Raw genomic sequence first — 13,593 nt, 5'->3', positions numbered from 1 at the left:
CTATTCATTTTCTGAATTTCTTAAGTAGTAGCCAACACCACGTCTAGTAATCAACCAAATTGGATGACTAGGACTATCTTCAATCTTTTCTCTTAATCGACGAACTGTCACATCAACTGTTCTAACATCACCAAAGTAATCATAGCCCCAAACAGTTTGTAATAGGTGTTCACGAGTCATAACTTGTCCAATATGTTGGGCTAAATAATGAAGTAATTCAAATTCACGATGAGTTAATTCAATGTTTTCGCCGCGTTTACTTACGGTGTAAGCTTCTGGATGAATTACTAAATCACCAATTTTAATGTCTTTATTTTCATCATCTTGGGCTTGCGCATTATCATTGCTAGATTGTCTTCTTAGATTAGCTTTTACACGGGCAACTAATTCACGGTTAGAAAATGGTTTAGTAACATAATCATCAGCACCTAATTCCAAACCAAGAACTTTATCTAGTTCAGAATCTTTGGCAGTTACCATAATAATTGGCATATCATGATTTTTTCTAACTTCTCTGGCTACTTCTAATCCATCGACTTTAGGTAACATTAAGTCCAAAATAATTAGATCTGGTGTATCGTCTTCGACTTTTTGAATAGCTTCTTCACCATCATAGGCAACAGAAACTTCATAGCCCTCTTTTTCTAAATTAAATTTTTCAATATCAGTTATCGGTTTTTCGTCATCTACTACTAAAATTTTTGTCATAAATAATACTCTCCTTTTACAAGAATACTTTACATTTTAAGTTTATTATTTTTATTTTAAGTTTACTTGGGCTAATATTAATTAACCATTATTATTATAACACGCAAGACCAACTCATTTCTTCATAGGCAATCTTATGATGGCTAAATTTAATAGTTTTTAAATATTTGTAATATTTTTTATAAAAAGGCTTGTCAAAATATTTTCTAAATGATATTATATTATTTGTTGAGTTAATAACGACTTAATAATTATTTGGGCAGTTAGCTCAGTTGGTAGAGCAACGGACTCTTAATCCGTGGGTCCAGGGTTCGAGCCCCTGACTGCCCATAACTGGTATAAAAGCTATTGTAATAAGGTTATAAAATCTTGTTATGATGGCTTTTTTTGTTTATCTAACATAGTTATATAAATTAATAAAATAGAATTAAATGGTAACCGTTATGGTAACCACTAATTTATCATAAATATATGTAAGTGTGGGACGGGATGACTAAGCTACTCTTTTGAGTGGCTTTTTTATTTACAAAATGTATTTTGTTGAATAACAGCATTTTTTGTTATATTATGTATTTAAATTAAATAATTTCATTTAGAGGAGTTTGTCATTTTAGGTGGCAAACTCTCTTTTTTTGGAGGTAGAAAGCTATGGAAGTTTTAGGTGTTTTGTTTTTAATATTAATAACATCATTGATAATGGGACGTTTAAGCACTGCGATTGGTCTGCCGAATGTAGTTGGACAAATATTAGCAGGAATAATTTTAGGACCCGCTATTTTAAATATAGTGCATTCCAATGAATTAATAACCGTCTCTAGTGAACTTGGAGTTATATTATTGATGTTTATGGCTGGACTAGAATGTGACATTAACAAATTAAAAAAGTATTTAAAGCCATCTTTTCTAGTTGCTATAATGGGAATTTTAATTCCCATGATTACTTTTTCTTTATACGGTGTGATACTGAAACAAGACTTTAAGAATGCAATATTTTTAGGTATTATTTTTTCAGCAACTTCGGTATCTATAACAGTTGAAGTTCTAAAAGAATATAAAAAGCTGGATTCGTTAGCTGGATCGATTATAATAGGTTCCGCAATAATCGATGATGTATTGTCAATCATTATTTTAAGCTTCTTTACATCATTAACTTCTGAAAGTGGTAATAATTTATTAATCAACTCTATTTTTCAAATATCATACTTTATATTAATTTATATCTTAGTAAAATGGTTGGGTAATTTAATAATTAAATATTCAAAAAAAGCATTCAATATTGAAGCAATGCCAATAATAGTTATTTCTTTAAGTATAGGTATGGCATATTTAGCTGAATTGGCACATTTGAGTACAGTATTAGGTGCTTTCTTTGCAGGACTATCATTAGCACAAAATAATAATAAAAAAGAAATTAATTCCATTGTAAGCTATGTTGGCTATTCTACTTTCATTCCAATATTTTTTGTATCCATAGGGTTAGGAATCAAATTTAACGGAATTTTAGATAATTTAAGCATTCTTATAGTGATAACTATTCTAGCCTTATTAACTAAATGGTTAGGTAGCTTTATAGGTGCTAAAGCTTATAAGGTATCAACAAATGACTCCAATATAGTAGGATTTGGCATGATATCCAGAGGTGAAATGTCATTGATAATTGCACAAATTGGAATAAGTGCCAATTTAATTTCAACTAATTTATACTCTATTATTATCTTATCGATTGTTCTAACAACAATAATTGCTCCTATTATGATTAAATTAGGTTTAAAAAAATAAATAATATATCTCCATTTATAGTATCCCTAATTTAAGAAACCTAAATACGCTTCTCCAATAATTTGAGAAGCCAATTATATTAAATATATCAAAGCTCAATTATTAGCCGTGATATTACATTGGGTCAATATGAACTAATTGTTAGATCATTACTTAAATAGGTCTGCTCAATTTTGCGCATACCCCGTGATAGTTCTAGTTTAGGTTTCTCAAAAATGCGTGGTTGTCTGATTATCCAATTTTGGGAAAACTAAATATATAAGCCCTAAGCGTTATTATAATTATCCTGACCTGTTTTAGGGTCAACCAAACCAATAGTGGTTCGGGCTCAATTATGAGCTGGTTATAGTGTATGGAAAATACTATGATGCTAAGTTTTCAGCATATTAGCGTTAAACATATACAAGTAACTCTTATTTATGACCTGCATACCTAATTTGGGTACGCAGCATTAAACATATACGTGGCTCCAATATTTCGGAAACACGCAACGGACGCAATTTTGCGTTGGGAAATATAAAGATTATAAACAAGTACCACCAATATGTTTATTTATAGGCGTATACTCATGCTATTCAACATAATCTATACATTTCTGATTCATTATTAGCTACTGATTTAATTATCAGTGGCTTTTTTATTTTACAGGAGTGTTTAAGTTAAACAGCCCTTTATATTATCTGGGGTGGCGATTCGGCACCCCCCTACTTTGTATTTAAATGTTATCAATGGTGTACTGCTTTGGTACCTCATTCATTTAATTATGTAGGTATCGGTAAACTACCGACCCCTTTTAAAGAATGTAATGATTCATGAAGCCCTCATATTCCACATTTTTGAGGATTACAAATCAATTTCTAAGGGGTCTCCAAATTGCGTACCACTTAAATATACAACGATCCATAATAAGCTGGTTGGTATTTTGGCACCTAGATACCACATTCCCATTTTAGGCAGTTGCTAATTAACTAGACATTTTTACCATTTCTACGTATGCAAAGGTTGCATACATGGTTGCACAAATATATTTAATGCATGCACTACTAAATGCCGTTACTAAGGCAATACCGTAGCAAAATGAAACACAATTATATTAAATCTTAATCACCTATTATCACCTTTTTATGTATGCAATGGTTGCAACTATTACGTAAAGGACAAATAAGTCCGTAACGATAAAAAAAGAGCATCTTCAATTATGAAGATACTCATATAAAATGGCTATATATATGTCATTTATTATTTTTATTTCAATATTAATATAATTGCTTCAATGAAGTAATTATATTTAAATCAACCTTTATCATAATTTATCATATATTGAGGTAAGAACAAAAATAAGCAATAATATTAACATACCAATAGTATAAGTTGGACACTTAATAGTAAATTTAGATATTTTTAATGGCTTATCAACTTCTTTATCTGCTAATGTAGCCACAAATTTTAACAGCAAAAATATAATGGACAAAATAGCCATCCCCGTTAAAGAAGTAAACATCATTATTCTGTGTACTGGAACATTATTTGATAGTTGTGAAAAAGAAGTAGTAACCATCTTTGCAGCACTAAACAAAGAAAATATGATAGCTGAAAAAATACTTAATATAGAAACAAATTGAATGTAAATATTGTCTTTCATTTTATAAACTTTTTTCAATTTTTTCTTTGTTTTCTTTATTGTTTTTAAATATTTTTCTAAATTTTTTTCTTGTTTATCTATCTGTTGTTTTTGATAATCTAGCTTGGATTGCTGCTTGTAATATAAACTATCCATTTGCTTAAAAGCAAGTTTCATATGTTCTACACATTTTATCAATATTTCGTGATAGTAAAGTATATATTTATCGTTACATTCTTTTATACTTTTTTCGATTTCACTACTAAACAGCATAACTAGTATATCGGATCCATCAGTATTGTCTGAATAAAATTTATACATTATCCTAGTAACTTGGGAATAAGGAACTAACTGACTTTTTATTTTTTTAGTTACTTCTAATAATTCATTAAAGTCATTATGAAAAGATTCATTATCATTAGATAAAATGTCACCATATTCTTTATTTTCAAACTTTTTTACAATTGATTCAATCTTGTCAACAAATTTTTGTTTATCAGCGTCATCATTCAAGTAGTCGATAGCTGAACAGGATGTTATTTCTGAGGACATTTTTATTATTCTCCTGAAGCTACATTTTCTAAATTATATGCTTTTGTACTTCTCCAACCATCAATATATTGCTCGTTTTTTTGCCAAAAAGGCTCGCTATGTGACTCTCTGACAAGTTTAAAAGGATTATCTTTTATAAGCTCTATAATTTTACTATTTAATTTGTTTAAAGGTTCAAGTGTTTCATATTCATCAGTTATTGGATCGGAACCATATATTTTATATTCTTCATATATACTTTTTTCAACAGGTCCATATCTCCAAACTAAAAACTTTTCGTCGTACATATTTCTAACAAAATCATCGTCTAACAAGTGATATCTTAATGCATATTGCAAAGTAAAATACATTACCTTTTGTAATTGAAGGTTAGTGATATTTAGACTGTTTTCATGTGCAGTTTCTATTATATGTTTGGCAAAAGAAAACATATTTAATTGTGGTGTATTATTCATAAAACATCACCCTTTCTAAAAAAGACATATTAATCTTTCAGTAACCAAATATAACATATATATATCTATAAGTTAATTACAATTATAAAAAAATTAAAAGGAAATAATACAATTATAATATTGAAATTAACAAAATTATTAAATATTTGTAAAAAAGTACAATATTATTAAAAACAGAAAAAATGGTTTAAAAAATTATGTTGATACACACTTAAATTCTAATATAACAATGTTTAAATGTTATCGTCTATTTTGGCGATTACGGTGGCACAATTTTGTGCTACCGTAATTAATACATATAAGTTGGCTTAATTTTCAGCCAGCCCCATGCATGGTAGCCGATTTTTCGGCTAACCTATTTAAAATACTAATATCAATGGCTTTCGGTTTTTTACCGAAACCGCTTTATCTAAATTACATAAACCCAATGGCAACCAAATGACAACCATATGAAAACGAAATTTTGTGTTCTCTAATTAATGGGATCAGCCAATTTTGGACACACCCATATAAGTAATAACGACATAATACTAATTATGTATTTGCTAATTAAAAATTAGATATATCAAACATAATAAAGAATATACCACCATAAAAGCATTAAAAATAAAATATGCTCGATTACTACCATTTTCGTCTACAACAGTTCTCTTTAAAATCATTGATCCAACAGTTATAAGTGCAACAATCGACCCCATAATAATATGTAAACTAGTAAACATTATCATAAATTGAACAAATAAAACAGAAGTAAAAATATTAGAAACATTTTTGCTATTAATTCTCATAAAAAGCAACTCCTTTATAACAAGATTATACATGAATTAGTATTTCGGTAAAGCATAGAAAACCTGACAAAATATGACTTAAAAGTTGAACATTTTAGCCAAATAAAACAAACAAAGATTCTTGCTAATACTTTCATATAGGCAACAACAAGACTTAACTATGTAATTATATTAATAAAAGTTCAACTTTTTTCATGTTTTTACAGGTTTTAATAATTAAGCTGCTTTTTCAAATGGAACTTAAATATTATAATATCTTATCAATTCTTATCAAATTAAACTAAATATAATGCCAGTAAATGCGAGTAATTATACTGAGTAAATCTGAGTATTTTAGGTGTGAACAATACCGTGAACAAGTGTGAACAATACCGTGAACAAGTGTGAACAAAATTGGAAACGATACTGGAAACAGTACTATAAAAATTTCCAACATAGTATGCATACTTTTTTAATTTTGTATGCAACCATAGGTGCAACCTTTTTACTTTTATAGGTGCAACGGTTGCAACGTTTTAGGTTATCATTAGCAATCAATTTAGACGCTCACAACCTCAACAATTCTCAACATTCATGTTAGCATTTGCAAGCATTTATAACTTAGCAATTCTTAGCATTTCTTGCACTTACATGGTTACATAATCTTGATAAATATAGATTCATTTACCTTAGTATTTCTTAGTATTTTATTCTTAACATTTCTTAACATTTTACTCTAGCATTTCCTAGCAATTCTCAATAAATCTTAACTACATGATCCACATTTACATAAACTAAATTACCTTATCAATTCCTATCATTCAATTGACTGTTACACCGTTACAATGTGTTACACCCATAACCTAATATGTTACATTTATAATCAAAAATATATCGTTTATGATAATTTACATTTCTAATATAAAAAAATAAGACAAAATAAAAAGCTATCCAAATAAATGGATAGCTTGTATTAACTACATAGTTTTAACTCGTGTTTTATCAATTTCATCAATTAAAGCATTAATATCACATTTTCTAGCAATACATGAACCATTAATATCTGGTGTATCGTCCATAAAATCAATCATCATATACTTTAAACTTTCATAGGTCCCTGCATTAATAATATATTTAGTAGTTTCTTTGTTATTTTCCATTGTTATAACACCTGTTTTTTAATTTAGCGGAATACTTAATGTTACGCTTTTTAAGTATGATGTTACGGTTTATGTTTAGTCATATAAGTGCCTGTCTAACAGTATTTATAACATTTTATAATATATAATTTGTTATGCTTGTTACGGTTCTATTTTTTAATGTGTAACATCCATAAGAGTTTATAAATCAGCCTTTATAGGCAATGTGTTACGCTTGTTACGGTTTATTTTAATTTCCTTATTATATATATTTATTTATTATTTTATTTTTTAATGCTCTTACGCACGAAGAAGTTATATAAAAGCGTAACAAACGTAACATACATAAGATAAAGTATTGACACTAAAGTAATTATCAACGTTACGCTTTTATTTTTAAAGTGTAACATTCAAATAAGCTTTTTAGTCTAAGAAAACTAATATATAGGCATTTATACAACTTGTTATGTTTTTATACGAAACCGTAACATAAACCGTAACATTAAATATATTTATCATATAAAAAGCATACATAACCTATAATCTAAATAAACACCTTGAAGATTTACCTTTATTTCTTAAGTCTATTTCTGATAATAAATTGTTTTCACTGTATACTTTATACAATTTTTTAAAATCTTCAGAGCTAATTCTGGATACTCCTGTATTATAATCAGGTAATAAAGTATTAACTCTACGTATAAAACGTCCTTTAGACGAACTAGAATAACCATTATCCTTACAGTACCTTGTATATGCTTTATATAATGCCTGTGTGGTTATTTTAGGAACATCCCATTTAATAAACTCATCATCTACAAATTCTTTAATTGGATCATTTTCTTTTTCAAACTCATTCAAAGCATTGTTAGAAACATCTGGCATATCAAACTTTTCAAAATCAGAGTATTCATTTAATGCTTTATATAATGTATATTCTAAAACATCTTTTCTCTTTAAATATACGTCTTTAATCTTCCAATTATCTGTATTACCTTGATAGTGCTGTTTAAAGGGAACAATTAACATTCTTCGATAAGTACCGCCTTTATTGCTAAAATGTGGCAATCCATTAAAGGACTGAATGACAGTCGGCGTTAGTTGTGCTGTAAAGCTGTCTTTACCTTTGTATTCAACATTAATAACATCTCCAGTAATCACACTATTGAAGTTACTGCTATCCTTAATATAGCCATTGGGGTTATCATCCCCTATACATACAGACTTTCCAACTAAACGAGCCATTGAAAACCTATCACTAAATTCATTTACTTTTAAAGTGGCTACATTGCATTCTCCCACTAAGTTCGTGATAAGGCTTTGAAATGTACCTTTACCACTACTACCATGCTCAGAGTTCAATAATATGGCTTTTCTGCGAGTATAATTACCATTCAAAGAATCAGCAATAACTTGCCATAATAGTTTAACTAATTGGTTGTTAATATTGCCAGTTTCATCTTTACTTAAATCTTGCAACCAATTATCTAAGTTCCAATTTCCTATTTTAGGGATGTTTTTATCATCTTGATATTTATTATTATAATTAGTGCTAACTTTACTAGAAAACACATAATTAGGCGTGTATGGATCTAATCGTTTAGTCTTTAAATTAAATACTCCATTGCCAACTGGTATTAAATATTTAGTTCTTTCGGGATGCTTTACATTAGTTACTAGCATTTCAATTTTATTTAAAACTTCATTAATTCCCTTAATGTTGTATATTGGATACATAGCATTTATTAAACGTTTAATATAGTCATAATTTTGAGTATATAAGCCATATAAACTATTATTAGAATCATCCACATACACAGCAATTCTTTCATTCTCATTCATTGAAAATCTAACAAAGTGAAAATGTTTAAGCATAATCTCGGCACCTTGTAAGTATGGTAATCTTTTAACATCTTTATGCTCATTCATCCATTTATTAGCTTCATTTTTAGCATTTAGAGTACTTTTAAATGGTCTTGCTATAATTGTTCCATGTTCACGTTTAGAAACGCTCTTATAGATTTTATTTAACTCTGATTGTTTCAAAGGTGGATTAACATAATTATTATTAATATGCGATAACCATGTATGCACTTTTTCATCACTTGCACCAGTAGCATATAGATAGCCCGTAATGCTTGCCATTTTATTATTTCGATTACCTTGTTCAATACCATTTAATAAAGTATCATTTAAATTGATAACCCATTCCACTGCTCGTTGATTAACATTAGAATGCCTTGGTATTGGCTTATTTTTACTACTTACAGCACTTTTAATATAGTCTTTAAGCCATTTAGGCATTATTCCAATATCTGTTGTAGCAAGGCTTTTTACTTGTTTATAATTATCACTAGGATAAATAGTTGTTGATTGTGTTTTTAGTTCAATCGAGTTATTAGAATCTATATGTGTGCCGTCTTTAATATCAATATCCAAATCGTTAATGTAAAAATGATGTACCCCATTATTAGGTGTTATTTCCATGACCTTAGATTGCATTAAATTGCCATTATTAGTTTGTTTACTTATCCACTCAGTACCATATTTATGAGGTTTACCTGTAGACCTATTAATTGGTGTATTTTTAGATGAATCTTCACTATCTGTTTTAATATGATTATCAATATCAACTATTATTAAATTGCTTTTTATAGGAGATATAGCAACATCATAGGCTAATTTACCTTGCTCATTGGGTTTAAACTTTTTCTTTAATGTTTCTATATCATCTGTTGCTTGCTCTATCAAAGAACCTTTAAAAACAGCTTTTTTAGTACCTTTACGCAAAGGATACATACAGATACCCTTATCAGCCAATTCTTGAATATATTGCCAATTATTTAGCTTTGTATTAATCAAAATAATTCACCACCTATCTTTTAAGTACATTAATTACTTCAATACCTGTATAGACTTTATTGTTATGTTTGTACTTCAATAAATTAGGATATTTCAACATATCAATAACCTTAAGTAGTGTAATTGGATCAGTACATAGATAATTTATAATAACTTTTTCATTCATCCCTAAACGCTTGTTCCAGTTGCTATCGGCTAATTTAATTACTTGTTGCATATTGCTAACCCCTTTATTAAATTTGTATTTTTGATATAATAAAAGGGTATAAAAAGCCCTTTGCTAGGCTCACAAGACTGCGGTACTTTGGCGAGTAGCAGTCTTTTTTTATACCCTTATTTATCATGTTATTTACTTCCTTGTAATTGATTACTTGGTAAATTTTCAAGTGTTTGCTTAATTGTTTGATAATCTAAGTTCATATCTAACAATGAGATAACCAAACGCTTAATTTTATTTAGTTCTTGTTGCTCATCAACATTCAAATAATAACTAATTACATCATGTTTAGGGATGCCTTTAGTCTTTCTTAATTGATTGGTGTTAATGCCTAAAGCATGTTTATATATCAGCTTATTAAAGGTACTATAAGCAAACTTATTAGTAATATTAGGATTATCTTGTATTGCTTGCCCTAAAGTCTTAGTTATTGGCTTACTATTAGCATGTGTTATTTGTCTTGTATTTAATAAACTCTTGGCTTCAACAAAAGCACTAGCTAAATTTCTTTTAAACTTAACAACAGGTTTAGTATTTCTTAAAAGTGCGATTATAAAGACTGATTGTTTTTCATTTAACAAATAAGTTATTTTAGGTCTTCCATTGGTATTTTTTTCAATTACTTTAGGCACTTCACGTGCGTTTAATCCTAATGATTTCATTTCTGATTTGTATCTTCTTATTAATTGATTAACAGCATGTACCTTAATTCTTGCATATTCAGAAATTACATAATTAGTTGTTATTGGTGTATCATTTTCATTTTCTGATTGTGTGAATACTAAACCAGTATTTAATAGATCATACATAATTATCAACTCCTATTTATAGATTAATTGAAACAATCATAAACTTTCATATATCATCCCCTTTCATATATCATCCCCTTTCATATATCATCCCCTTTCAAGTTCATATTTATATATGGACTTTTTATTTTGCTATGTTATAAGTATTTTCCGCCCCACACGGCAATAAATTTTATTGTTCTAGTAAATACTTAGTAACTTCACGTTTGTTAAAGAAACATATTCCCATATCGTCTAAATAATGTACTGGTAAGCCTCTAGTCATTAGTTTGTTTAGTGATTGTGGACTAACATTTAACCACTTACAAGCTTGTTTCTTTCCCTTAATCCATGGTGTATTGAGATTGGCTTTATTTTCCACATTATCAATCGCTTTACTCAATACATCACTTACATGTTTATATAAGGCTTGTTCTTGTTCCTTCGGTAGTTGAACCTGCATATTTACACTTCCTTTTTAATTTTAAAAGTATGTTCAGATATAAATTTTTCTGCTTGAATTTTATCTATAAATTTCTTATTTCCAATTTTAGTAACAGACAAACCGTTTTCAATATACTTGTACAAAGTATTGTAAGAACTGATGTCAAAATAATTCAATGCCTGTTTATAATTCATAAGTCTCAAATAATCACCTCTCTATACTTTTCTTTACTAAAAGCTAAAAATAAAAAAAGAAATCATCAAATTTCTTTACAAAACAATACTAATACATATGTCATCTTTTTTCAATACTTTTCTTTACAATTCAATTTGTTATATAATATCAATAAATTAACATTTAAGGGGTAGATTATGAACAGTACTGGAAATAGAATAAAAAAGATAAGATTATCAAAAGGAATGACACAAAGTAAATTTGCAGAAAGCATAAATAAAAAAGAACAGACTAATAAAATAAGCAAGGGAACTATAAACAATTGGGAGCATGATAGAAACCTACCTAATAAGGAAAGGCTTAAAATAATCGCAAAAATAGGTCAAACTTCTATTTTTTATTTATTAAATGGTGATGTAGAAGAAGATAACAAAATAGATAATAGAATAGAAATGAACAAAAACACTGAAAAATCGAATATAAGACTTACTAATATAATAAATAATAGACAAAAAGAACTTAAAATGTCTTCCAAAGAATTAGCAAAAAAACTAAAACTTCAGTTTCAACGCTTTATAGACACAAGAAAAAGGGATTTGCTTATACAAAGATTGGATATTTAGAAGATATTATGCAGGTCTTAAATATTAGCCCTAGAATGATATTTGGCAACTTAGATCATTTTGAATCATTAGAAGATTTTCAAAAAATTACAGTTATGCTAGATTATATAAAAAGCTTTGTAGATAAATCCGATTTAAAAACACTAGAATGTGTATACAAATACATCAAAAAATTAGATAAAAATAAAGATAAATAACCTTTAATACATACCGCCCCACATGGCATTATTAAGGGATGAAAGATAATGGCAAGTATAAAAAGTTACACAACTAAAAATGGCGATAAACGTTATACAATTTTCTTGTATGGTGGTTTGGATAAACAAACAGGTAAACCTAAGAGAATTCATAGACGTGGCTTTAAGAGCAAAAAAGAAGCCACCCTAGAAGCTTCAAGACTAGAACTTGAAGTTGCACAAGGTGGCATTAAAAAAGAAAATAATATTAAATTTAATGAAGTTTATAATCAATGGTATCAAGCATATATTAATACGGTTAGAGAATCTACTTATGCACGTACTAATGGCATGTTTCAAAATCATATTTTGCCTGCTTTTGGTAATAAGAGAATACGGACAATCAAGATTAATGATGTACAAAGAGCCGTAAATAAATGGTTTAAAATTGCTCCTAGTACGTTTACTAAGTGGTTTCATTATACTTCTATGGTATTCGATTATGCCATTAAGGAAGGTTATATTAACCGTAATTATGATTCTAACCCTTGTAAGTTAATTAGCATCCCTAAGAAACAAGATGAAAAAGGTGATAAGCCTTTAAATTTCTGGGATAAAAACCAATTAATGCAATTCTTTAAATGTATTGATCCGAATAGAGAACTTGAAAAATATACTTTATTCAGAGTTTTAGCATTTGCTGGTTTAAGACGTGGTGAATGTTTAGCACTAACTTGGGACGATATTAATTTTAATGATATGACACTTAGAATTAATAAAACGCTCACGCAAGGTATTAAGGGCAAACAAATTGTGCAAGCCCCTAAGACTAGAAAAGGACGCCGTACAATTATTCTAGATAAATTGACTATCAATTATTTAAAAGAATGGCGTGTTAAACAAAAAAGAATCTATTTAATGCTTGGTTTTAATACCTTCAAAAAGTCACAGTTAATATTTGCCACTAACAATAATAAGCATAAATGTTTAAATACACCAGCTAAGTGGCTAAATAAGATAATTACACATAATAATTTACAAAAAATAACTGTTCATGGTTTTAGGCATACACATGCTTCTGCACTATTCGCTTCTGGTGCAAGTATCAAAGAAGTACAAGAAAGATTAGGTCATGAAGATGTACAAACTACTATGAATATTTATACACATGTTACTAAACAGCAAAATAAAAATGCGGTTAATAAATTGGTGAATTACCTTGATTTTTAGACCAATGGTAACCAATATGGTAACCGCTTAGTATAATAATGATTGTTATACCCTATA

At 28.4% G+C, this 13,593-nt stretch carries 14 protein-coding genes and 1 tRNA gene; 5 read left to right on the top strand and 10 right to left on the bottom strand.

All coding sequences use genetic code 11. From position 1 onward, the window contains the following. A complete protein-coding gene (gene yycF / locus C7N41_RS03885) occupies window positions 1–708 on the bottom strand; it encodes a response regulator YycF (protein ID WP_105964412.1) in 708 nt (235 codons plus the stop codon). A 257-nt stretch (window positions 709–965) separates the two neighbouring features. Here yycF and C7N41_RS03880 point away from each other — a divergent pair. Together C7N41_RS03880 and C7N41_RS03875 are read left to right on the top strand one after the other, a co-directional pair. Beyond that, a tRNA-Lys gene (locus C7N41_RS03880) sits at window positions 966–1,038 on the top strand. 318 nt (window positions 1,039–1,356) lie between these two features. After that, complete coding sequence (locus tag C7N41_RS03875) at window positions 1,357–2,487, top strand: cation:proton antiporter (protein WP_105964411.1); 1,131 nt, start codon at window positions 1,357–1,359, stop codon at window positions 2,485–2,487. Between the two features lie 1,303 nt (window positions 2,488–3,790). Here C7N41_RS03875 and C7N41_RS03870 read toward each other — a convergent pair. The 9 genes from C7N41_RS03870 to C7N41_RS03830 all read right to left on the bottom strand — a co-directional run bounded on the left by C7N41_RS03870 (window position 3,791) and on the right by C7N41_RS03830 (window position 11,527). Further along, complete coding sequence (locus C7N41_RS03870) at window positions 3,791–4,660, bottom strand: hypothetical protein (RefSeq protein ID WP_105964410.1); 870 nt, start codon at window positions 4,658–4,660, stop codon at window positions 3,791–3,793. A gap of 5 nt (window positions 4,661–4,665) precedes the next feature. Next, entirely contained in the window at window positions 4,666–5,115 is a 450-nt protein-coding gene (locus tag C7N41_RS03865; RefSeq protein WP_225362859.1) for a Panacea domain-containing protein, read from the bottom strand. 545 nt (window positions 5,116–5,660) lie between these two features. Beyond that, complete coding sequence (locus C7N41_RS03860; protein ID WP_105964409.1) at window positions 5,661–5,903, bottom strand: hypothetical protein; 243 nt, start codon at window positions 5,901–5,903, stop codon at window positions 5,661–5,663. Window positions 5,904–6,859: 956 nt separating this feature from the next. Continuing rightward, window positions 6,860–7,042: a hypothetical protein gene (locus C7N41_RS03855; protein WP_105964408.1), complete on the bottom strand. Its 183-nt coding sequence runs from the start codon at window positions 7,040–7,042 to the stop codon at window positions 6,860–6,862. A 516-nt stretch (window positions 7,043–7,558) separates the two neighbouring features. Beyond that, entirely contained in the window at window positions 7,559–9,883 is a 2,325-nt protein-coding gene (locus C7N41_RS03850; RefSeq protein WP_105964407.1) for a phage/plasmid primase, P4 family, read from the bottom strand. 13 nt (window positions 9,884–9,896) lie between these two features. Beyond that, window positions 9,897–10,100: a hypothetical protein gene (locus tag C7N41_RS03845; protein WP_105964406.1), complete on the bottom strand. Its 204-nt coding sequence runs from the start codon at window positions 10,098–10,100 to the stop codon at window positions 9,897–9,899. A gap of 128 nt (window positions 10,101–10,228) precedes the next feature. Further along, a complete protein-coding gene (locus C7N41_RS03840; RefSeq protein WP_105964405.1) occupies window positions 10,229–10,909 on the bottom strand; it encodes a Rha family transcriptional regulator in 681 nt (226 codons plus the stop codon). A gap of 172 nt (window positions 10,910–11,081) precedes the next feature. Then, on the bottom strand, window positions 11,082–11,351 hold the full coding sequence (locus C7N41_RS03835) for a hypothetical protein (RefSeq protein ID WP_105964404.1): 270 nt from the start codon (window positions 11,349–11,351) through the stop codon (window positions 11,082–11,084). A 2-nt stretch (window positions 11,352–11,353) separates the two neighbouring features. Further along, complete coding sequence (locus C7N41_RS03830) at window positions 11,354–11,527, bottom strand: DNA-binding protein (protein ID WP_140935001.1); 174 nt, start codon at window positions 11,525–11,527, stop codon at window positions 11,354–11,356. A 177-nt stretch (window positions 11,528–11,704) separates the two neighbouring features. Here C7N41_RS03830 and C7N41_RS03825 point away from each other — a divergent pair, with 177 nt between their 5' ends. The 3 genes from C7N41_RS03825 to C7N41_RS03815 are packed head-to-tail and all read left to right on the top strand — an operon-like array spanning window position 11,705 to window position 13,536. Beyond that, window positions 11,705–12,130: a helix-turn-helix domain-containing protein gene (locus C7N41_RS03825; protein ID WP_105964402.1), complete on the top strand. Its 426-nt coding sequence runs from the start codon at window positions 11,705–11,707 to the stop codon at window positions 12,128–12,130. Window positions 12,131–12,138: 8 nt separating this feature from the next. After that, window positions 12,139–12,327, top strand: coding sequence for a hypothetical protein (locus tag C7N41_RS03820; RefSeq protein WP_105964401.1), 189 nt, complete (start codon window positions 12,139–12,141; stop codon window positions 12,325–12,327). 48 nt (window positions 12,328–12,375) lie between these two features. Continuing rightward, window positions 12,376–13,536, top strand: coding sequence for a tyrosine-type recombinase/integrase (locus tag C7N41_RS03815; protein ID WP_105964400.1), 1,161 nt, complete (start codon window positions 12,376–12,378; stop codon window positions 13,534–13,536). Window positions 13,537–13,593 lie beyond the last annotated feature (57 nt).

It is taken from the genome of Apilactobacillus micheneri (assembly GCF_002993975.1).
Classification (GTDB): Bacteria; Bacillota; Bacilli; order Lactobacillales; family Lactobacillaceae; genus Apilactobacillus; species Apilactobacillus micheneri.
The sequence above is the reverse complement of the archived record's forward strand: the minus strand, read 5'-3'. Positions and strand labels throughout refer to the sequence as shown.